At 56.8% G+C, this 21,411-nt stretch carries 22 protein-coding genes and 1 riboswitch; of the genes, 15 read left to right on the forward strand and 7 right to left on the reverse strand.

Going from position 1 to position 21,411, the window contains the following annotated elements; genetic code table 11:
• Nucleotides 1-102: 102 nt before the first annotated feature.
• From msub_RS15290 to msub_RS15300, 3 genes are all read left to right on the forward strand, one after another.
• Nucleotides 103-2,724: an EAL domain-containing protein gene (locus msub_RS15290; protein WP_197083846.1), complete on the forward strand. Its 2,622-nt coding sequence runs from the start codon at nucleotides 103-105 to the stop codon at nucleotides 2,722-2,724.
• A gap of 32 nt (nucleotides 2,725-2,756) precedes the next feature.
• A complete protein-coding gene (locus msub_RS15295) occupies nucleotides 2,757-3,440 on the forward strand; it encodes a DUF4396 domain-containing protein (RefSeq protein WP_053077962.1) in 684 nt (227 codons plus the stop codon).
• Between the two features lie 126 nt (nucleotides 3,441-3,566).
• Entirely contained in the window at nucleotides 3,567-5,669 is a 2,103-nt protein-coding gene (locus msub_RS15300) for a molybdopterin-dependent oxidoreductase (RefSeq protein ID WP_048496810.1), read from the forward strand.
• Between the two features lie 82 nt (nucleotides 5,670-5,751).
• Here the strand turns inward: msub_RS15300 and msub_RS15305 are convergent, their stop codons facing one another.
• Nucleotides 5,752-6,966, reverse strand: a complete 1,215-nt coding sequence (locus msub_RS15305) for a serine hydrolase domain-containing protein (protein WP_048497153.1) — start codon at nucleotides 6,964-6,966, stop codon at nucleotides 5,752-5,754.
• Here msub_RS15305 and msub_RS21240 point away from each other — a divergent pair.
• On the forward strand, nucleotides 6,965-7,201 hold the full coding sequence (locus msub_RS21240) for a CopG family antitoxin (RefSeq protein WP_082146506.1): 237 nt from the start codon (nucleotides 6,965-6,967) through the stop codon (nucleotides 7,199-7,201). The two genes, msub_RS15305 and msub_RS21240, sit on opposite strands and share 2 nt — an antisense overlap.
• A gap of 74 nt (nucleotides 7,202-7,275) precedes the next feature.
• Here msub_RS21240 and msub_RS15310 read toward each other — a convergent pair whose 3' ends face one another.
• The 3 genes from msub_RS15310 to msub_RS21845 all read right to left on the reverse strand — a co-directional run bounded on the left by msub_RS15310 (nucleotide 7,276) and on the right by msub_RS21845 (nucleotide 8,108).
• The gene (locus msub_RS15310) at nucleotides 7,276-7,575 is read right to left on the reverse strand and encodes a type II toxin-antitoxin system RelE/ParE family toxin (protein WP_048496811.1); all 300 of its coding nucleotides are present in this window, start codon (nucleotides 7,573-7,575) and stop codon (nucleotides 7,276-7,278) included.
• A complete protein-coding gene (locus tag msub_RS15315) occupies nucleotides 7,576-7,845 on the reverse strand; it encodes a type II toxin-antitoxin system Phd/YefM family antitoxin (protein ID WP_048496812.1) in 270 nt (89 codons plus the stop codon).
• A gap of 89 nt (nucleotides 7,846-7,934) precedes the next feature.
• Nucleotides 7,935-8,108: a hypothetical protein gene (locus tag msub_RS21845; protein WP_197083847.1), complete on the reverse strand. Its 174-nt coding sequence runs from the start codon at nucleotides 8,106-8,108 to the stop codon at nucleotides 7,935-7,937.
• 277 nt (nucleotides 8,109-8,385) lie between these two features.
• Between msub_RS21845 and msub_RS22220 the strand changes: the two genes are divergently transcribed.
• From msub_RS22220 to msub_RS15345, 6 genes are all read left to right on the forward strand, one after another.
• Nucleotides 8,386-8,688: a type II toxin-antitoxin system VapB family antitoxin gene (locus msub_RS22220; protein WP_156182781.1), complete on the forward strand. Its 303-nt coding sequence runs from the start codon at nucleotides 8,386-8,388 to the stop codon at nucleotides 8,686-8,688.
• Between the two features lie 90 nt (nucleotides 8,689-8,778).
• Nucleotides 8,779-9,018 (forward strand): type II toxin-antitoxin system ParD family antitoxin, encoded by a 240-nt coding sequence (locus msub_RS15325; protein WP_012140687.1) that lies wholly within the window; start codon nucleotides 8,779-8,781, stop codon nucleotides 9,016-9,018.
• Complete coding sequence (locus msub_RS15330) at nucleotides 9,018-9,314, forward strand: type II toxin-antitoxin system RelE/ParE family toxin (RefSeq protein ID WP_048496814.1); 297 nt, start codon at nucleotides 9,018-9,020, stop codon at nucleotides 9,312-9,314. The genes msub_RS15325 and msub_RS15330 overlap by 1 nt, the downstream gene beginning before the upstream one ends.
• Nucleotides 9,315-9,443: 129 nt before the next feature.
• Nucleotides 9,444-9,755 carry a BrnT family toxin gene (locus msub_RS15335; RefSeq protein WP_048496815.1) on the forward strand — a complete coding sequence of 104 codons (312 nt, stop codon included), beginning with the start codon at nucleotides 9,444-9,446 and terminating at the stop codon, nucleotides 9,753-9,755.
• Nucleotides 9,730-10,002 carry a BrnA antitoxin family protein gene (locus msub_RS15340; RefSeq protein WP_048496816.1) on the forward strand — a complete coding sequence of 91 codons (273 nt, stop codon included), beginning with the start codon at nucleotides 9,730-9,732 and terminating at the stop codon, nucleotides 10,000-10,002. The genes msub_RS15335 and msub_RS15340 overlap by 26 nt, the downstream gene beginning before the upstream one ends.
• Nucleotides 10,003-10,283: 281 nt before the next feature.
• A complete protein-coding gene (locus msub_RS15345; RefSeq protein ID WP_048494337.1) occupies nucleotides 10,284-11,237 on the forward strand; it encodes an IS110 family RNA-guided transposase in 954 nt (317 codons plus the stop codon).
• Between the two features lie 340 nt (nucleotides 11,238-11,577).
• On the opposite strand, the gene msub_RS15350 is transcribed toward msub_RS15345, so the two are convergent.
• Nucleotides 11,578-12,105, reverse strand: a complete 528-nt coding sequence (locus msub_RS15350) for a hypothetical protein (RefSeq protein ID WP_048496817.1) — start codon at nucleotides 12,103-12,105, stop codon at nucleotides 11,578-11,580.
• A 226-nt stretch (nucleotides 12,106-12,331) separates the two neighbouring features.
• Here msub_RS15350 and msub_RS15355 point away from each other — a divergent pair, with 226 nt between their 5' ends.
• Nucleotides 12,332-13,291, forward strand: coding sequence for an integron integrase (locus tag msub_RS15355; RefSeq protein WP_048496818.1), 960 nt, complete (start codon nucleotides 12,332-12,334; stop codon nucleotides 13,289-13,291).
• A 146-nt stretch (nucleotides 13,292-13,437) separates the two neighbouring features.
• Here msub_RS15355 and msub_RS15360 read toward each other — a convergent pair whose 3' ends face one another.
• Together msub_RS15360 and msub_RS15365 are read right to left on the reverse strand one after the other, a co-directional pair.
• Nucleotides 13,438-14,496, reverse strand: a complete 1,059-nt coding sequence (locus msub_RS15360) for a ribonucleotide-diphosphate reductase subunit beta (protein WP_048496819.1) — start codon at nucleotides 14,494-14,496, stop codon at nucleotides 13,438-13,440.
• Nucleotides 14,497-14,653: 157 nt separating this feature from the next.
• Nucleotides 14,654-17,419: a ribonucleoside-diphosphate reductase subunit alpha gene (locus msub_RS15365; RefSeq protein ID WP_048496820.1), complete on the reverse strand. Its 2,766-nt coding sequence runs from the start codon at nucleotides 17,417-17,419 to the stop codon at nucleotides 14,654-14,656.
• Nucleotides 17,420-17,613: 194 nt separating this feature from the next.
• Nucleotides 17,614-17,842: riboswitch (cobalamin riboswitch) on the reverse strand.
• Between the two features lie 188 nt (nucleotides 17,843-18,030).
• On the opposite strand from msub_RS15365, the gene msub_RS15370 reads away from it, so the two are divergent.
• The 4 genes from msub_RS15370 to msub_RS15385 all read left to right on the forward strand — a co-directional run bounded on the left by msub_RS15370 (nucleotide 18,031) and on the right by msub_RS15385 (nucleotide 21,401).
• Nucleotides 18,031-19,104, forward strand: coding sequence for a potassium channel protein (locus msub_RS15370; RefSeq protein WP_048496821.1), 1,074 nt, complete (start codon nucleotides 18,031-18,033; stop codon nucleotides 19,102-19,104).
• 32 nt (nucleotides 19,105-19,136) lie between these two features.
• Entirely contained in the window at nucleotides 19,137-19,556 is a 420-nt protein-coding gene (locus msub_RS15375; protein WP_048496822.1) for a DUF350 domain-containing protein, read from the forward strand.
• A gap of 108 nt (nucleotides 19,557-19,664) precedes the next feature.
• A complete protein-coding gene (locus msub_RS15380) occupies nucleotides 19,665-20,240 on the forward strand; it encodes a DUF1190 domain-containing protein (RefSeq protein ID WP_048496823.1) in 576 nt (191 codons plus the stop codon).
• The gene (locus tag msub_RS15385) at nucleotides 20,241-21,401 is read left to right on the forward strand and encodes a glutathionylspermidine synthase family protein (RefSeq protein ID WP_048496824.1); all 1,161 of its coding nucleotides are present in this window, start codon (nucleotides 20,241-20,243) and stop codon (nucleotides 21,399-21,401) included.
• The last annotated feature ends 10 nt before the right edge of the window (nucleotides 21,402-21,411 follow it).

Genomic DNA, 21,411 nt, shown 5'->3' on the forward strand with positions numbered 1-21,411 from the left:
AAATCAGGATATGAGACATTTCGCTACATTAAATATCGGTTCCCATGTTTTCTGGCAGGAAAAGCTTGGTAAGCTGAATCGCACGATAAAAAGAAAAGCCTGATGGCTCTACAGCGAGGTTTACAGCTTGTGACCCTCAGCAAAGTTCTGCGTATCCTTGTTCCGATTCTGGCGTCCTGCGTGTGCCTGCTCGCCCATGCCGATGCCGGGGTGATCACGCTTGCCCCCGACGAGCCGATTGAAAGCCGTTTTCAGTACTGGGAGGACCCCGGTGGCGAGGCAACGCTGGCGCAGGTCCTTGCAATTCCAGAGGCCGAGTGGCAGCCCAGGCCCTCTGGCAAGGCCACGTTCGGCATCACCGATTCCGCCTACTGGTTGCGGGTGCAGGTGCGCAACCAGACCAGCCGCGACCAGCTTCTGATCGCCGAACTCGCGTACTCGCAACTCGACGATGTGGTGTTCCATGAGCTCGCCGGAGACACGCTGATTCGCCGCTTCAGCACGGGCGACACCCGCCCCTTCTACCCCAGGGATGTCGATCATCCCAATATGCTGTTCAGATTCCATGTGGCACCGGACGCCGCCAAGACGCTCTATATCCGGGTGGCGACTCAGGGAACCATGGTGGTGCCCCTGCGAATCTGGCAACAGAGCGATTTCTATGAGGCGGCCGCAAACCAGCAGAAACTCCAGTTCTTCTACTACGGCGGCCTGGCAGTCATCATTCTGATCAACCTGGCGGTATTCCTCACCCTGCGTGAAAAGCTGTACCTGTTCTACGCTCTGGCGGTGTTTGGCTATTTCCTGTTCTTTGCCGCGGTTCGGGGTTTTACGCTGCAGCATATCTACCCGGCGGCACCCTTCCTCCATGCCCATGTGCTGATGCTGTCCATCCCCTTCCTGGCCATGTTTTCAATCCTGTTCTGCATGGAGTTCCTGAAGGTGCGCTCGCACAGCCCGCGGCTTTACCGGGCCCTGCAGGCCATGCTGGTTTTCGAGATACTCTTCTTCCTGAGCGCGCCGCTGCTGAACTACGCCACCGGTATCCGGCTGGCGGCGGTCTCCGCGTTCGTGTTCTTCTCGCTGCTTCTGGTGGCTGGCCCCGTCGCCTGGGCCGCCGGAGTTCGCGCCGGCGCGTTTTTCACGCTCGCCTGGACACCCCTGACCCTGGGTATATCGGCAACCGCCGGCCGGGCCCTTGGCCTGTTACCGGAGAATTTCTTCACCGAGTACGCCATGCAGATTGGCTCCGGACTGGAGGCCTTTATTCTGACGCTCGCCCTGGCAGACCGCCTGTACCGGGAACGAGAGCAGAAGATCCAGGCCCAGGCCGACATCCTTCAACAGCAAAAAGCCCGTCACGAAGCCCAGGACCAACTGAATGAAGCGCTCACCCACGACCCGGTAACCGGCCTGCCCAACCGTAACCGGTTTGAGTGGATGGTGGACCAGCAACTGAAGCGGGACCCGAACGGTCGTTATATGGTTGGCGTGGCCCGGGTTACACGCCTCAAGGAGGTCAACCGTACCCTGGGCCTGGAACGCAGCGAACGCCTGCTCAAGCGCATGGCCCAGCAGATGACCGAACTGGCCGAAAAACTGCCCATGGTGCACAGCACCCAGGATGCCCGGGGCCGGGACGAACGGGTGTATCAACTGGCCGGCGACAGCTTCGGCCTGCTGGTAGACGTCAGCAAGGCCGGAGACAAATTCCAGGTGCTGGATAATGCCCTCAAACAACTGGCCGAACCGGTGATGATCGACCACCTCGCCATCGAACCCGGCCCCCGCTTCGGGGTGGCGAGCTACCCCGAGCACGGCCGGAAGGCGGCCCTGCTGATCCGCAATGCCCACGTTGGCATGGAGATGGCCCCACATGGCCACTACGAGAGCGGCTTCTACTCCAGCAAAAATGACATCTACGATGAGCGCCGGCTGACCCTGATGTCGGATCTTCGCAAGGCGCTCCGACTGAATCAGCCCGAGTTGCACTACCAACCGAAATTCAGCCTCGCCACTGGCCGGGTAACCGGCATCGAAGCCCTGATTCGCTGGCACCACCCGGAGCGCGGCTGGGTGTCGCCCGAGGAATTCATACCGCTGGCCGAGAAAACCGGCGTGATCAAACACCTGACTCGCTGGGTTGTGGACCAGGCACTGAACGACCTGAAAAGCCTTCATGCCACTGACCCGGAACTGACGGTTTCAGTAAATATTTCGGCCCGGGATCTGGTTTCCCCGGAGCTGAAAGGTTTGTTCGAAACCCGAATGAAGCGTTATCAGCTAAGCCCCGACCAGATTATCGTCGAGCTGACCGAGACCGCCGCGATGGACGACCCGGAAAAAGGCCTCGAGGCCCTGGAAGCGCTGGCGCAGATCGGCCTGAAGATCTCGATTGACGACTTCGGGGCCGGCTACTCGTCGCTCTCCTACCTGAAAAAGCTTCCGGCCAGCGAAATCAAACTGGATCGGGCCCTGCTGCAGGATATTGACACCAGCGACAGTGCCCGGATGATTGTCGAAACCGCCATCAGCATGGGTCATGGCCTGGGTTTCCAGGTCGTGGCCGAAGGCGTGGAATCCGGCCAGGCCGCCCGCCTGCTGCACCGCATGGGTGCAGACCTGTTACAGGGCTACTGGCTATGCCGCCCCAAGTCCCTCAGCGAGCTCGAGCAGTGGCTGAGGGTTGAAAGAAAGGCCACCCGACTCCAGCGTCTATACTAGCCTTACATTTACTGGAAAAGGATTCTCCCTTTATGACCCTTGACCAGATTCAGACCCTGCTCGACACCTGGACCGGCCTGGGCATCTGGCTGGCGCTTGTCGCCGCCAGTGTTGCCTGGGTGGTCTATGACCTAAGAACCAGCAACAGCCACATAGCCTCCATGATGCAGTGGGTATGGGGCCTGACAGTCCTGTACTCTGGCCCCGTGGGCGTGGCCATTTACCGGTTTTCCGGTCGCAAACAGATTGCCACCGACAGTCTCGCCCGCAAGGGCTTTCGCTCGGTCGCGCACTGCTATTCCGGCTGTGGCGTCGGCGAGATTCTCGGGGTGCTTATTTCGGTCGGCCTGTTCGCCATGGGAAATTTCTGGGCCGCCATCATTACCTTCACACTGGCGTACATATTCGGCTTTGCCCTGAATATCGGCCCCATGATGCAGAACGGCATGGCCTTCAAAGAAGCCTTAAAGGGCGCTTTCGTCGCCGAAACCATCAGCATCGTGGTGATGGAAGCCGTAGCGATAACGACTGACCTTTACCTGGGAGGGCAATCGACCATGGACGACGCGCTGTTCTGGTCATCGCTCTATGTGTCGCTCTCACTGGGCCTGTTTGCCGCCTGGCCGGCCAACCTGCTGCTGATCAAATTCGGCCTCAAGGGCGGAATGGGCGACCCCAGGGATGAAGACGCGGCAGCCCATGCACACTGCCACTGAGTAACAACGCCTGGCACCTGGCGGGATTCACCAGTTTTATGTGAATTCCGACCGTCTGATTTTGCAGCGGGTTGTGCCACACTTCGGGAACCAATAACGACAATTCCCGGAACCGAGCCTTTCGATATGAGCGAGATTCAGACCCACTATCGCACCTGCAACATCTGTGAAGCCATGTGTGGCCTCGAAATCCAGCATCGGGGCAACGAGATCCTGTCGATCAGGGGCGATAACGACGACCCGTTCAGCCAGGGCCATATCTGCCCCAAGGCAGTGGCCCTGCAGGATTTCTATAACGACAGGGAGCGCCTGAAAACACCTATAAAACGCACTGCCGATGGCTGGCAGGCGATTAGTTGGGATGAGGCATTCGGGGAAATCGCCTCCCGTTTCCGGGGCATCCAGCAAGACCATGGCCAGGACGCGGTCGGGGTGTATCTGGGCAACCCCAACGCCCACAATTTCGGCAATGCCATCATGCTGCCCCGGTTCTTCAAGGCCCTGGGCACCAATAACCGCTACAGCTCCGCCTCCGCCGACCAGTTGCCGCACCACGTGGCCTCCAATTACATGCTCGGCGCCGGCATGCTGATTCCTGTGCCGGACATCGACCACACGGATTTCATGCTGATCATCGGCGCCAACCCGATTGTCTCCAACGGCAGTATGATGACCGCCCCCGGAGTAGGAAAACGCCTTAAGGCTATCCAGCAGCGCGGTGGCAAGGTGGTGGTGGTTGATCCCCGCCGCACCGAGACCGCGAAAAAGGCCGACCAGCATCTGTTTATCCGCCCGGAAACCGACGCCCTGTTCATGCTCGCCATGGTGCATACGCTGTTCGAGGAACAGCTGGTTAGCCTGGGCCACCTGGAAGGCCGGATCGACGGGCTGGAGCAGCTGGCCGGGGCCGTAAGACCCTATTCACCCGAAACCGTGGCGGAGGCCTGCGGCATGACCGCCGATGCCATCCGTGAGCTGGCCAAGAATATGGCTGCCGCCGAAAGCGCCGTTTGCTACAGCCGCATGGGCGCCTCGACCCAATCCTTCGGCGGCCTGTGCCAATGGCTGAACAACCTGCTGAACATTCTCACCGGCAACTTCGATAGCCGCGGTGGCGCCATGTTCCCCCAGCCGGCCTTCGATCTGGTACGGGATAAAAAGGGCAAGCCCAGTTCCTATGGCCGCTACGAGTCCCGGGTCCGAAAACTGCCCTACTTCAACAACGAGTTCCCGGTCGCCACCCTGGCGGATGAAATCCTCACCCCGGGCGAGGGCCAGATCCGCGCGATGATTACCATCGCCGGCAACCCGGTGCTCTCGGCCCCCGGCGGGGCCCGCCTTGAGGAAGCCTTTGATGCACTGGATTTCATGGTGGCGGTGGATATCTACCTGAACGAAACCACCCGCCATGCGGACCTCATTCTGCCGGCCACCACCGGTCTGGAAGTGCCGCATTTTGATGTGTTCTTCAATTCCTTCGCCGTGCGCAACATCGCCAGGTTCTCGCAGCCAATGTTCGAGAAAACGCCGGACCAGAAGCACGACTGGGAGATTCTCCGGGATCTGGCCCTGCACCTGAGCGGCCAGCAGGACGATGGCGTAACCCCGGAGGCGATGCTCGATCTTGGCCTCAAACACGGCGCCTACGGCAAACAGGGCATGAGCCTGGAGAAGCTGAAAGCCAACCCCCACGGTGTAGACCTGGGGCCACTGCAGCCCTGCCTGGAACAACGCATCCAGACCGAGGACGGCAGGATTCGGCTTGCCCCCCGGTTGTACCTGGACGATCTGAAACGCCTGGATGCCTCGGGTCTGTTGCAGGCAAACCAGAACAACGACTATCCGTTCACCCTGATCAGCCGCCGGCTGCCCCGCAGCCATAACACCTGGACCCAGAATTCCCACCGGCTGGTGAAAGGCAAGAACCCGTGCACTTTGCAGATGAGCCCGGCCGATGCCCGCAAACTCGGCCTGGAAGACGGCCAGATGGCGACGGTCAGATCCGCCACCGGCAGCGTTCAACTGCCAGTGGAAATCGATGACGATATGTTCGAAGGCGTGATCAGCATGCCCCAGGGCTGGGGCCACAACCGGCCGGACACGGCCATGGCCATAGCCCAGGCGCAACCGGGAGTGAGCATGAACGATGTGACGGATTCACAGCGCATTGATGCGCTGACCGGCAACGCGGCGTTCAACGGGACCCGCGTTTCGATGCAGGCGGCCTGAAGCGTCTGGCGCGGTTGGGCGACATAACCAATAGCCGTTTTGGCCGGGCTTCCGTTTTCCCAAGGCTGTGCGCGCCGGTGGATCACACCAGCGCGCCATTAATGATGGCCCGCAACTCCTGACGAATCGGGTAGGTCGACGAGGGAATCAGTTGGGTCATGAAGATGACGACCAGTTCCTCGACCGGATCGATAAAAAAGTTGGTGCTCGCCAGGCCACCCCAGCCATACTCGCCGACCGACCCGTTGATCTGGGATTTGGCGACGTCCGTTTTTACCGAAAAGCCCAGACCAAAGCCACTCCCGGCATAATGTGTCTCGCTGAATGCACCGACAGACAGGCCCGGCAGGTCCTGATTGCCTGGCAGGTGGTTTCGACGCATGAATTCCAGCGTTTTCCGGCCAATAATCCGCCGCCCCCGGAATTCCCCGCCCTGACAGAGGGCCTGGGCAAAGTGGAAATAATCGTCAATGGTAGAAACCAGCCCGCCGCCGCCCGACACAAACTTGCTTTTGTGCCGGAACGGAGAGGTCTGTGGGTCGTCCTGCAGCGTGAACTGATCGCCAGGCTGGAACTGATAACAGGCGGCAAAGCGGTCAAGCTGATCGTCACGAACCTGGAAGCCGGTGTCAGACATGCCCAGAGGTTCAAAGATATGCTCTTGCAGGTACTCATCAAACGGCTTATCCGCCAGCAACTGCACCAGATACCCCAGCACATCGGTGCTGACCGAATAGTTCCAGGCCGTCCCTGGTGAGAACTCCAGCGGCAGTTCCGCCAGCTGGCTGACCAGTGCCTCCAGCGTCAGATTCCGGCTGCCATCCAGCTTCAGCTCCCGGTAAGCCGCGTCAACGTTGGTGCGGTTCATAAAACCGTAGGTCAGGCCTGACATGTGCGTGAACAGGTCGCGAATGGTCATGGCGCTGGTGGCGGAGGTGGTCAGGAAGTTGGGATAGACTCCGCTTTTGTAAACCCGCTGGTTTTTCCAGGCCGGAATGTACTTGTGCACGGGATCGTCCAGTAAAAACCGCCCCTGCTCATACAGCTGCATCATGGCGATGGATGTGATCGGCTTGGTCATGGAATAAATGCGGAAAACCGTATCCCGGCGGACCGGCTTGTTGCGCTCCACATCCATCAGCCCTTGCGCGTTCACGTAGGCAATTTCGCCTCGCCGGGCCACCAGTGTCAGCGCGCCGGGCAATTTCCCGGGCCGGATATATTGCCGGTCAAGGTGGTCGTTAATATTGCAAAGACGATCCGGTGCGAGGCCGGCAACCTGTTTGGGTTCCTTCATGGAGAAGTTACCTTCTTGTGTGTTTCGGGAGTCATTGCGGCGACCATCGTGGGCATTATCCTGCTGGACCTGGGCGTTCAGGGTAACCAGATCCTCAACCAAGACCATCTCACTCCGCTTACCGGAAACTCTGCTTGATCGGATCAAAATCGAAGCCAACAAGCGGGATATGCCCTACCAATCGCTGATCAAGGCTTGGCTTGCAGATGATGTGAACGACAGCCGTCGGACCTGAGCTGCTAACGCCCGCCATCACCGGTGACAGAACCGCAGCGAAGCGAAGGGTTTGGCATCCTGTGCATGGCCTGGTTATGTTTCGTTTTCTGGTAATTCGAGCTGCCTCTCACTCCGCCAGACTCGTATGAGCACAACCTCTTTAGCCTGCCTGAGGTAAACAACACGAAATGGCGCGTGGATCAATTCGCAAATATGGTCGAGGTTGAATTCAGGAACAACTCGGCCAGCATCCGGGTGGATTTGAAGCATTTCACAATGCTCAAGGATAGCAGCCACGAAATCATCACCGATATGTGGCACATCCTGCTCTTTGTAATACTCCTGAATAGCCTGTAAGTCCTCAAGATCGGACTGTGCGATGCGTAATTCCATTTACTTGATGCCCAACGTTTTCTTGGCGTCCTCCAGCGATACTGTGTTGCCCTCGCGAACATCCATAAGTCCCTGTGCCACCGCCTTTACAAACCGCAATTCCTCTGCGGTTCGCTCATAATCCTCGAGTCCCTGAACAACAGCTATGCCGCGGCCACGACTGGTAAGCAGGATTGGTCGATGCGTATCCTTCGCTCGACCAACCACCTTTCCGGGATTAATCTTCAGGTCTGATAAAGGAATGACATCCTCGGAAAATTTCACTTGCATAGTGATTACCTAATCAACGATTCGGTGCCATTGTTAGCACCAGTTAACAGGTGCGGTCAAGAAACACACGCAGAAGGCAGCGGCGCACGTTAGCGCGTCCGCTGGCTTGGCTTGTTAGCAGAGATGTCCTTGAGGCCGCCGGAGACATACTTGTGCAGGACACTAGAGACGAGGGACTGGTAAGGAAGTCCCTCTTCCAGTGCTCGCCGTTGCAGTGCCTCCAGCAGCGCTTGCTCTTCGGGATCTAATTTAGTCTTGGCCATGCTACCCCCCTAGAAATGTCTTGGCGGCCTTTTCCCCTGTCGCTCACGACCCGCACTCTTAATGCGAGCCGCACAGGGCGGTTTGATCCCGGTGTCTGGTCACCGAGACCGAGGGGCCTTCCCTCCTCTTGAGTACAGCAACAAAGACCGGAGTCTTTCGTCATGACACGCTCGCGAAGCGACGGAAAAAGCGGTCGCGGTGCAGCCAATTGTGTTATGTCTTCCCTGAAGTGCTAGATAGTGTATAGAAACTATATCCCATACACATAGGTGCACCATGAGAACGAACATTGTCATTGACGATCAGTTGATGGCGGAAGCCCTCAAAGCCTCCGGCTACGAAACCAAACAAAGCCTGCTCGCGCTGGAACAATATGAAATGTTTGGCAACGATATGGCAGCCAAGTGCGCCGACAATTATCGAGCACTTCGTAAAAGGGGCATCACGATCAGAAAGACTGCCGACGTGATCATTGCGACATTTTGCATAGAGAAGGAGCTACCCCTGTTGTTCCTGGATCGCGCCTTTATCCCTTTTGTTGATTCCCTTGGACTTGAGCCTGCCCTGAGAGAAGCATAACGCCCACAACCAAGCGCTTGTCGCGTGGATTGCATTGTTATGCCACCTGGACCAAAATATACCAATTATTGGTACTAGCGAGGTGGCATCATGCAAAAGAACACCAGCATCACTTTAGGCCAACATTTTGATGCGTTCATTGCAGAACAGCTCAAAAATGGCCGATACAGCTCAACCAGCGAGGTCGTTCGTGCCGCATTGCGCCTGCTTGAAGAGTCTGAAACCCGCCTGACTACACTTCGTAAATTGCTTAAGGAAGGCGAGGATAGTGGTTTCGAAGACTACTCCTATGACTCGTTTATTCGTGAACTGGACAACGAAGGGCGCTGATGCCAAGTTTCAAGCTTTCCAGGAAGGCCAAAGCTGACCTCAAATCTATTGCCCTATACACGGAGCGTGAATGGGGTCGAGATCAACGAAACCACTATGTCCTCCAGTTCGATCAATGCTTCCACCTTCTGGCAGACAATCCGAACTTGGGGCAAGCTTGCAATGAGATAAGTCCAGGCTACCGACAGTACCCTCAGGGGAGCCACATCATATTTTATCGGCTAGCCACCGAGGGTATTGTTGAAATTATCCGCATCCTGCACAAACGCATGTTGCCTGAGGGGCATCTGCTTTAGGGCATAACGCTTAGGTAACCGGCGCCGGAACGCCAGCGGAGGAAACCAAAAGCGGCACGCTTTTGGCGCCCGGTTGACCGACTGGTCAGCACTTATTGACGCCTGCGTATATGCTGATAATATACGTTTATGATCAATTGGGCACAAGTTACTGGCTTTGACTGGGACGAAGGTAACTCCCGCAAGAACGCGGAGAAACACAGTGTAACCCAGTCTGAAGCGGAAGAAATTTTCTTTAATGAGCCGCTTCTGGTGCTGGAAGACTCCAAACACAGCCAGACTGAGGCCCGTTTTCATGCCCTTGGTGAAACCGATGATGAGAGATTACTCCACATCACGTTCACACTGAGGCAGAACGGTACGCTGATTCGGGTGATTTCCGCTCGCGACATGCACCGAAAAGAGAGGGCTGTTTATGAGCAAACCAAAAAAGATGCCTGAGTTCAAAACTGAAGCAGAAGAGCGAGAGTTCTGGGAGACCCACGACTCCTCCGATTACCTGGACTGGAGTCAGGCAAAACCGGCTTCTTTCCCGAAGTTGAAGCCCTCAACAAAGACTATCTCACTCCGCTTGCCCGAAACTTTGCTTGATCGGATCAAAATCGAGGCCAACAAGCGGGATATGCCCTATCAGTCGCTGATCAAAGCTTGGCTTGCTGATGACGTGGACGACAGCCGTCGCGCCTGAGGTGCTAACGCTGCCAACACGCGCAGCTTTGTAATGGAGGCGAAGCCGCAACGGAAAAGCTGTCGCTGTGCTTGGCCTTGTATGGATAATTTCTACCGTGTTTGGGTAAATTGAGGCCCACCCCCAGTGGCCGCTGGGGGCCTTCATGCGGCAGCTCGATGTTGGCAGGCTCCTCATCCGAGAGACCGGTAACAAGTGCGTAGCGCTGCATGACTCTCAAGCGATAACTCGTACAGTCATCGGGGCCTCGAGCCCGTATAGCAAGGCAGAGTCAGCTTATTATGAACACCACAGAAATCCAAACCTCACTGAATATCGGTGTCGACGTTGGTAAAGCCAACCTTGATATCGCTCTCCATCCTTCCGGACAATTTTATTCAATACCCAATAGCGAAGCCCACATTCATCGGTTCGTGAAAATCCTCAAGAACTACGACATTGAACGAATCGTGGTGGAAGCCACAGGGCGCCATGAGCATGCCCTGGTTCAGGCCTGCAATCAGGCAGGCTTACCGATCATAGTCGTCAATCCCACCAGTGTCAGACGTTACGCTCAGGCCATTGGCGTGCTCGCCAAAACCGATCGTATTGATGCCCAGGTGATTGCCAAATATGCCGCCACACTGAAGCCGGAATTCAGACCCATCCCGGACAAAACCTCCCAGAAGATTAGAGACTTACTAGCCAGGCGGGCACAGCTTCTGGAAATGTCCACCATGGAGAAAAACCGTCTCCAGATCATGCCGAAGCCCCTTCACCGATCCATTAAAAGCTTACTCAAAATGCTCCAGAGTCAGATTGAAACAATCACCCGACAGATCGAGCAGGAAGTGGCCAAAGTGGATCACTGGCGTACCAAAATGGACATCATGACCAGTGTGCCCGGTGTCGGAAAAGTGCTCGCCTACACCTTCCTCAGCGAGCTACCGGAACTCGGTTCTCTGAACCGAAAGGAGATCGCCGCACTGGTCGGTGTCGCACCCATCAATCGAGACAGCGGCAAGCTCAATGGCAAACGGAGGATACGAGGTGGGCGCCCCAGAGTCCGAACCGTGATGTTCATGGCCATGCTCTCATCCATCCAATGCAATCCTGTTTTCAAACGCTTTTACGAACGCTTGAAGGCACAGGGGAAGATTCCAAAAGTGGCCGTCGTTGCCTGCATGCGAAAGATGATTGTGGTACTCAATACGATGGTCAAAAACCAGGAATCGTGGCGTGAAAATATGGCTTAATATATGTGATTGACACCACAGTCACTTGTTAGAGGATATAGAACCACTTGGACTAGGTGACGGTTATTTCCGGAACACCACCACATTTTTTGCACCTAGCTGATGTGATGCGTGGAGTTCCAAAACCATCAGCACTCCAGGTAATTTTGAAACAAGTCATGGGCATGCTTGGTTGCCATGATCCGCCGTACGCAGACCCATGTTCAAGCAACGTAACAGACTCGAATTCACCACATTGACATTTAGCGGTGTATGTTGCTTTATCGATTACACCCACAGGATCTCCTAATCGGCTGATAACGCGAAGGAAGAGCGTGTCCGACGCACAAGCTGTGTTTGGTTATATTGAAAATGGTACTCCATGCTTTTCCAGTAATTCTTTTAAACTGGTCTTGTGCACGAAGTGAAACTCTTTATCTGACAGAGATCTTATACCGAGCGCCTTGCAAGCGTAGTCGACAACTTCTGTTTTCACGAAAGAACCATACTTCGCTAAAAAAGTCTCGGTTGTACGGATGCCTTGATCTGCAATAACGCCTTTCTGTATACCGCCAGCTCTGACACGGGTTTGTGTTTCTTCTTCAACTGCCATGTACTCATCAAACATTTCGGAACCCATTGCTCGCGAAATATTCCTGGCTCTACTTCTAAGATCTGCCACGCTTGGGTTAGACCTCAGAATTTCAGCTTTCAATAGGACGTAGAACAGCAACCTAACACGACTTGTTTCATCTTGCTTCGGCTCTAGAAAAGCTATTGCGGCATCTACCATAGCAACTGCAGGCGCCACATAAGTACCTTTCTTTGCAATTCCTTGCCCCAGATAAAAAGCCTTCAAAACTAGCAATTTATGCGGGTGCGTTGCCATGAGCAGCTCCCCTCTAACAGCAATTGGACTGATGCCTCAGTGATTGCAAAAATCTGACCGCTTCATGATTACGGTTTTGCCAACCCCAAGAATTCAACCCAAGAATTTATAAATCAGAAGCTTAGCTCATGGCTTTTGCCGATGCCACGCAATCATTTGACATCTGTGATCTGCCCCTCCGATAATACTGTTCATACATACAGTATTTGGCAAGGAGCCATTATCCATGCAAGGAAAGCAGCCCCGTCTGCGTGATCAGGTACGTGCGGTCATTCGGGTGAATCATTACAGCATTCGCACCGAAAAGACTTACTGGTACTGGATTCGCCATTTCATTCGGTTTCACCAGATGAAACACCCTCGCGAAATGGGGCCAAGGGAGGTAAACGATTTTCTGACCTGGCTTGCAGTGCATCGCAACGTGGCAGCGGCAACGCAGAACCAGGCCCTGAACTCATTGATATTTTTGTATGACAAAGTGCTGGACAAGCCACTTGGGGAGATCGGCAGTGTCGTTCGCTCAAAGAAGCCGCGAAAGCTGCCGGTGGTGCTTACCCATGACGAAGCGATGCGCATCATTGATCAGTTGGGTGAACCCAATAAATTAATCGCTTCGCTTCTCTATGGCTCCGGTTTACGCGTCACGGAAGCGTGCCGTCTGCGTATCAGGGATCTGGATTTCCAGCAGCAGGTGATTACCGTTCGAGATGGCAAAGGCGCCAAGGACCGCACTACACTGATGCCCCCCACTTTAATAAAACCATTACAAGACTGGATAGAAGCGATCACTGATGCCTGGAAGCAGCGCAGCGAAGAATTTATTCATCCGGTCAGCCTTCCCTATGCCCTGGCCCGGAAATATCCCAAAGCCGGGCACTCGCTGGAATGGCAGTGGCTTTTTACGTCCCCTTCACTCAGCACGGATAATCTTGGCAATGTTTCCCGCCATCACCGGCATATCTCTTCTGTTCAGAGAGCCGTACGTAATGCTGTGGAAGCTGCGGGTATTGGTAAACGCGCCGGTTGTCATACCTTCCGCCACACCTTCGCTACTGAGCTGTTAAAACGCGGCAATGACATCCGCACGGTTCAGGATTTACTCGGCCATTCGGATCTGCGCACTACTCAGATTTACACGCACGTGCTCGGCCAGGGCTTTGCAGGTGTCCGCAGCCCGCTGGGCTAACGCCATCCGTTCATTACCTCAAGCGCCTGTCGCATGCGCCTGACGTGGCTTCCCTCCCCATCTCGTCGCACAGAAAGCGCAGTGGCGCCAGTGAATACAGGCTGCCTTCGATCACTTTACTATCACCCCGGCCGGCATCAAGCCGGCTACCACTCCAGTTGAGCCCCAGTCTGATACTCAATCACCCGGGTCTCAAAGAAGTTCTTTTCCTTACGCATCGTGGCCTGCTCGTCGAGCCAGGGCGAGACGTTCTTCGCGCCCGGGAACGGCTCCTCCAGGCCCACGGTGCGGGCACGACGGTTGGCCACGAAACGGAACTGTTCCGTGTGGTATTCAGCGGAATAGCCAAGAATCGGATCCCGCAGGATGTAGTTGGCGTAGGCCATTTCGGCGGCTTCGGATTCGTCCCACATCTCACGCACGGCTTTCGGATCGAAGGCGATGTTCTCCTCCTCCACGATCTGGTTTACGACTTTCAGGCCAAAGGAGAAGTGCATGGCCTCATCCCGCAGGATGTATTGCAGCTGTTCGCCGGTGCCGCGCATCAGGCCCCGGCGCTGCAGGGCGAAGATGGGGCTGAAGCCGTTGTAGAACCAGGTGCCTTCGAACACCGCCGCGAAGAACAGGTAGGACATAATGAATTCCTGCAGGTCCTCCTGGTTGCGCAGGTTCATGTCCGGGCGCATGGCCGCATCCAGTCGGCGGTTGGCGATCTGGATCTTGCCGTTGATGGCGGGCACCACGCGGTAGCGGTTGTAAATTTCGCTCTGGTCGAGGTTCAGGGTCTCGATGCAGTGCTGGTAGGCCCAGGTGTGCATGGCTTCCTCATACACCTGTCGGGCCTGGTAGATCTGCAGCTCCGGGGCGCTCATCTTTTCCATCACCGCCAGGCCGATGTTGCGCATGGCCAGGATGTCGGAGGTGGTGAGGTAGGCGAGTACGTTTTCGTACACGTGCTTTTCCGGCGCCGTCAGCCGGTGATGATAGTCGTGAACGTCCTGGGCCATGTTCACATCCAGGGGGGTCCAGTGGTTCTTGTTGGCGTTCATGAAGTACTCCCAGGCCCAGGGGTACTTGAACGGCGCCAACTGGTTGATGTCGGTTTCGCCGTTAATAACGCGCTTGTCGTCTACGTTCACGGGGGCCGGGCCTTCTGTATTCGCCGGCTTGGTTTGGGTGGTTGGTTCGTCGTCCCAGTTAAGCATTGTGTTACCTCTGAATTCTGGTGTTCTTGGCGTTCGTAGGTCGGATTAGCGGAGCGTAATCCGACATCGGTGTTTGAGTTGGCTTTGTTATCGGATTACGCTTTGCTAATCCGACCTACGGGTGCTTCGCCTAATCCGACCTACATTGGCCTGCGGGTTATTGGCAGGCTTCGCAATCCGGGTTGTCGATGCTGCATACCTGTGGCTGTGGCGCAGACACCGGTGCGGTTTTCTCGGCGCCGGTGGCACCCAGGGAGCGCAGGTAATAGGTGGTTTTCAGGCCACGCTCCCAGGCCAGTTGGTACAGGGCATCGAGTTTCTTACCGCTGGGCTCGGCCATATAGAGGTTGAGGCTCTGAGCCTGGTCGAGCCATTTCTGGCGCCGGGCTGCCGCTTCCACCAGCCATCTCGCATCAATCTCGAAGGCGGTGGCGTAGCGGGCCTTGAGCTCGGCCGGGATGCGGTCGATCTGCTGCACGGAACCGTCGAAGTATTTGAGGTCATTGACCATCACGTTGTCCCACAGGCCTTCGGCCTTGAGATCGCGGACCAGGGAGGGATTGACCACCGTGAACTCGCCGGAGAGGTTCGATTTGACGAACAGGTTCTGGTACGCCGGTTCAATGGACTGGGATACACCCACGATGTTGGAAATGGTGGCGGTAGGGGCAATGGCCAGGACGTTGCTGTTACGCATGCCGTTCTTCACAACCAGCTCCCGCACCGGCGCCCAGTCCAGCCGGGCGTTGGTGTTCACAGACAGGTCCCCTTCCCGGCGGTTTTCCTTCAGCAGGTTGATGGAGTCAATCGGCAGGATGCCCTGCTGCCAGAGGGAGCCCTCGTAGCTTTCGTAAACGCCGCGTTCGCCGGCCAGCGTGGCGGAGGCGCGAATGGCGAAGTAGCTGAGCTGCTCCATGGCCACGTCGGCGAACTCCACCGCTTCGGGGCTGGAATACGGCAGGCCCAGTTGATAGAGCGCATCCTGGAAGCCCATCAGACCGAGGCCGACCGGGCGGTGCTTGAGGTTGGAATTGCGGGCCTGGGGCACGGCGTAGTAGTTGATGTCGATGACATTATCGAGCATGCGCACGGCGATGTTCACCGTTTGCTCCAGGCGCTGCACATCCAGCTCGCCGTTAGCGATATGAGCCGCAAGGTTCACGGAACCCAGGTTGCACACGGCAATTTCATCGGCGCCGGTGTTCAGGGTGATTTCCGTGCACAGGTTGGAGCTGTGCACCACGCCCCGGTGCTGCTGGGGGGAGCGCAGGTTGCACGGGTCCTTGAAGGTGATCCAGGGGTGGCCGGTTTCGAACAGCACGGTAAGCATCTTGCGCCAGAGCTGTTTGGCCGGAATTTTCTTGAACAGTTTGATCCTCCCCTGCTCGGCCAGCGCTTCGTAATGCTCGTAACGTTCACGGAAGGCGTTGCCGTACAGGTCATGCAGATCCGGAGCATCGCTGGGGGAGAACAGGGTCCAGTCTTTGTCGTCACGCATCCGCTCGATCAACAGGTCCGGCACCCAGTTGGCGGTGTTCATGTCGTGGGTGCGGCGGCGTTCGTCACCGGTGTTCTTGCGCAGTTCCAGGAACTCCTCGATGTCCAGGTGCCAGCTTTCCAGGTAGGCACAGACCGCGCCCTTGCGCTTGCCACCCTGGTTCACCGCCACGGCGGTGTCGTTCACCACTTTCAGGAACGGCACCACGCCCTGGCTCTGGCCGTTGGTGCCCTTGATGTGGGAGCCGAGCGCACGTACCGGGGTCCAGTCGTTGCCCAGGCCGCCAGCCCATTTTGACAGCATCGCGTTGTCGCGGATGGCGCCGTAGATGTCTTCGAGATCATCGCCGACCGTCGTCAGATAACAGGACGACAGCTGGGAATGGCGGGTGCCGCTGTTAAACAGCGTGGGTGTGGAAGCCATGTAGTCAAACGACGACAACAGATTGTAGAACTCGATGGCGCGGGCGTTCGGGTCGTCTTCGCGCAGGGCCAGGCCCATGGCGACGCGCATGAAGAATACCTGGGGCAGCTCAAGACGGGCCTTGTTCCAGTGCAGGAAGTACCGGTCGTACAGGGTTTGCAGACCGAGGAAGCCGAATTGCAGGTCACGCTCCGGGTTCAGGGCAGCGCCAAGGCGCTCCAGGTCAAAACTGGCCAGCGCTTCGTCCAGCAGCTCGTGGCGAATGCCAGCTTCGATAAAGGCGCTCAGGGCCTGTGGGTAGATCTCCGCCAGCGGCAGGCTGCGGGGCAGGTCCAGTGCGCTGGCGTTCTCCAGCCGCAGTTGTTCCAGCAACAGCCGGGCGGTAACCGCGCTGTAGTCAGGCTCCTGTTCGATGCGGCCACGGGCGGTCATCACCAGTGCGGACAGCACGTCTTCCTCGGCTATGCCGTCGTACAGGTTGGTGAGGGCGTCCTCCACGAGGGAGTCGCCGTTGATGCCTTCCAGCCCGGTGGCGGCCTGCTCCACCTGCAGTTTCATCAGGCCCAGATCCAGCGGGACAATCTCGCCGTTGGCCTGTTTCACAGTCAGGTGTGGGTGGGCTTCCACCGGGGCGTGAAGCGCGCGTTCCCGGGCGTGTTCTTCCCGGTACAGCACGTAGGCGCGGGCCACCTTCTGCTCCTCGGCCCGCATCAGGGCCAGTTCCACCTGGTCCTGAATGTCTTCGATATGCACCTTGCCGCCGGCTTTCAGGCGCCGGCTGATGGCCTGAATAACCTGGTCGGTAACCCGGCGTACGGCATCGTTGATGCGGGCCGAGCCGGCGGCCTTGTCACCCTCAACAGCGAGAAACGCTTTGGTCACGGCAATGCTGATCTTCGACGGATCGAAGCCGACAAGCGTTCCGTTACGTTTGATGACCTGCAGGGATTCAGTATCGGTGTGCGAGGTTGGCCGGGGTTCGGCCAGGGCTGAGGCGGACATGTGTGTTCTCCTGAATACGCGTTGAATTCCTTTCACCATCGCGTAGGCAGAGAATCGGAGCACCACCGTAGGTCGGATTAGCGAAGCGTAATCCGGCAAAGGCGGTTTGGCGCAGACAGGGGTGTCGGATTACGCTTTGCTAATCCGACCTACACGTCTGGCCTGAGTCCGGTCTGCTCACCTTGAAACGCGAAGGTGCAGTTGTTTCCCTGGCAGGTCTTCGGACTCAGGGGCGTGAATCGTTCGATTCGGCCTCGTGTGGCGACTTCCCGGCTTGCGCCAGTGTCTTGATGCCACGCTTGTTCCCCAATACCGCTGCGCGTCAGTTCCGGAGTCTCACCGGATTCCCGATACTTTATGCTGTGGAGGTTTGGCTGTTAAAATTACAACATATAGTGTTAAACCAGAGACGCAAACACTATATGCCCAAATTCCACCGGTAGCAACCCAACACACGCGAACAACCGAACTTGACACTGGTTCCTGTTTGGGGCGAAATACGCCGGCTTCGCGGATCACTCCGCGACGGATATTATTCATCGAGCCAAGGATTCGGCGGTGTTTCTGTTGCACTCTTTTTACTTTTCCGCAGTACGGCGGTCGTTTGGATTATGATAATTTTCCAGCGGCTGCGGGCCTTGTTTGCCAACTACTTTGCCGAGCTCTCCGGCCTTAATCTCGCCGTAATGCTCATTTCTTATGCCGCCCTGTCCTGGGCCGGGCTGAGTTTGGCGGGCGAGCATTCTCTCACCTCTCCGGACCACTTCTTCTACTGGCTGATCATTACCGCATCCACTGTCGGTTACGGCGATTTCTCGCCAGAAACAACGATTGGCCGTATCTGGACCATCGGCTTTATCGTTCCCGCGGGGCTCAGTCTGTTTGCATTGACCATCGGCCGGATCGGCGCGTTTGCAGTGCATCATTGGCAGAAAGGAATCAAAGGTATGAAAGATTTCCAGGTATTTGAAAATCACATCGTTGTTATCGGCTGGAACGACACGCGAACCCTCCATCTGCTGGAGCTACTGCTGAAAGAGGAATCCATGGCCGGGTCCAACCGTGCGGTGTTGCTTGCCGCAACCTCGCCCCAGGAAAACCCGATGCCCGACAGCATCTATTTCGTGCGCTTGGGACAATACACCGATGAAAGGGAATTGAAACGTACCGGCATTGCGCAGGCAAGCTGCGTGATCATTGACTCGCCGGAGGACGATGTCACCCTGACCTGTGCATTGTTGTGCTATCAGTTGAACCCTGCGGCCCACATGATTGCCTACTTCAACAACGAGCGACTGAGCCAGTTACTGACACATCATTGCCCCACCGTTGAGTGCACACCCTCCGTGGCCGTCGAAATGCTGGCGAAGTCGGCAGCGGATCCCGGCTCGAGCGCCCTTCACCACGATCTCCTGAGCGTCGCCGGCGGTATGACCCAGTTCTCGCTGATGTTGCCGGAAACAGCGCCCCGGCAAAGCGTTGGCGATCTGCTTCACCCGTTCAAGCAGATCTTTGACGCACTGATCATTGGTGTTCAGGAGCCGGGTGAGAAATCCATCGAGATCAACCCGGGCCTGACGTACCCAGTCGGCCCCGGCGCCCGAATCTATTACATTGCCAACCGCCGTATTCTGGCAGAAGACTGGCACGCATTCGTTGATCAAACCAACCAGCCCGCCGGATAGGCACCGGCACGCAGCAAACAAGGAGACCTTTCATGGAAGAAAACCTGCTTCATCCGTCACTGTCCGGACTTGACGATTTTGCCCTCGCTTTTGGCACCTCGCTGGTGCTGTTGCTGATTTTCAAGTGGTTGTATCCCTTGATCACTCCGCACCGGGAGTGGCAGCTGGTTCGCGAAAAGAAGAACATTGCCGCCGCCATTGCGCTCACCGGGTCTATTGTCGGCTTCAGCGTCGCCCTGAGCGGAGCGGCAACCTATTCCGCCTCCTATTACGACTTCCTGATCTGGGGTGCCATCGCCCTGATTGCCCAGATTCTGGCATACCTGATTGTGTGGCTGGTGATTCCGGGGTTATCGACCCGGATTGTGAACCAGGAAACAAGCGCCGGGATCCTTGCAGGGGGTACGGCTGTGGCCGTGGGGCTGTTGAATGCCGCCTGCATGAGTTATTGAGGGGAGGGTCATACGATGAAAAGAACTTCGATGATCCGCTTGGTGCGAATGCGCAAACAGGTAAGGTCTTATCCTCTCGTTCCACTGACGGCAGCCATTGGTGCGATAATGTCAGGCTGCAGTTCGGACGATCGTGTTCCCGGGTATGTGTTCATAAATGCACAGGACTGCCTGCGGTCACTTCCGCACCTTGCCGCCGAGTGCGAGTCGGCCTACGAGACCTCCAAGCAGCAAGCGGCCACGTACGGGCCTCGTTACCGTAACGAGGACGACTGTGAAGTGGATTTTGGCGATGGCGCCTGCACCACCGACAGCACCTACTACTACGTTCTGGATGACGACAGAAAGCGGATAACAACGAGGACAGTCCTCCACGCTCAGCCCCGGATGGACGCGTTCGTCGCCCGCCCTCTGTTTGAAGGGTCACGAACCCTGGCATCAGAGCCCCTCCTGCAGTTCCGGAACAAGGGCAAACGTGGTTACTACACGGTGGATGGAATGCCGGTCAAAGCCTCGACGTCCGGGCGGGTCCATGATGCCGGCGCGTTTGGGAGCCGCTTTCTGAGTGTCAGTTCGAACACATTGTCCCGAGGCGGCTTTGGCTACAAGGTGGCCGCCATGAGCCAGTACGCGAACAGCTGGAGTAGCAGCCGCTCAGGCAGTGGCTGGAGCTGGGGTGGCTGAATGTTCCGCAACAGCATCAGTGAGCGTCCCCAATGGCGGGAACGGGCCACGGAATACGGCTTCCACTTTCATTCCATGTACGGGCAGCCGTACTGGGATGAAGGGGCGTACTACCAGTTCAGTCTGCGTCAGATCGAGCAGGATCTGGAAGCCCCAACGGCGGAAATCCATCAAATGTGTCTTCATGTGGTGGATAAAGTGGTGCACAACGAACGATGGCTCAGCGCCTTCGCGATTCCCGAATCGCACTGGGACCTGATTCTGGCAAGCTGGCAGCGTCAGGATCCGAGCTTGTATTCCCGCCTCGACTTCGCGTACGACGGCAAAAACCCTGCAAAACTCTACGAGAATAATGCCGACACACCCACCAGTCTGTACGAAACCGGCTTCTGGCAATGGCTCTGGCTTGAAGAGAATGTGGATCTGGGCACACTGAGGCGTGACTGCGATCAGTTCAACAGCCTGCAGGAAAAGCTCATCGCCCGCCTCGCGCACATCGTGCCACCTGGCCAGTTGCTTCACCTCGCCTGCTGCGCCGACAGTGTCGAAGACTGGGGCACAATCACCTATCTAGCCGACTGTGCAGAAGAAGCTGGCATAGCCACCCATCGTTTGCTGATGAGCGATCTTGGTATAGATGCCAGGCATCGATTCACCGACGACAGCAACCGGGTGATCGACAACGTCTTCAAACTTTACCCTTGGGAGTTCATGCTGCGAGAACAATTCGGGGAATTCCTCTCGCAAAATTCAACCCGCTGGCTTGAGCCACCCTGGAAGTCCGTGTTGTCCAACAAGGCATTGCTGGTTGCTCTGTGGGAAATGTTCCCCGGACACCCCAACTTGCTGCCAGCCTATTTCACGGAACAGGAAGCCGGCAGAGTGCTCAGGGATTTCGTACGGAAGCCTCTCTTCTCCCGGGAAGGTGCCAATGTCACAGTGGTTCAATCGGGCATTCCGGTTCAGACAGTAGGTGGCCCCTACGGCGAGGAAGGTCACGTCTATCAGGCCTACCATCCGGTTCCGCGATTCGGCGATCAGCACGTGCTGATCGGGTCCTGGCTGGTGGACGACCAGCCAGCAGGCATTTCTGTTCGGGAGGACACTGGGCCCATAACGCAGGACCTTTCACGGTACCTACCTCATGTTATCCTTGAGTGATATGGGGTCA

This window comes from Marinobacter subterrani, from assembly GCF_001045555.1.
Taxonomy (GTDB): Bacteria; Pseudomonadota; Gammaproteobacteria; order Pseudomonadales; family Oleiphilaceae; genus Marinobacter; species Marinobacter subterrani.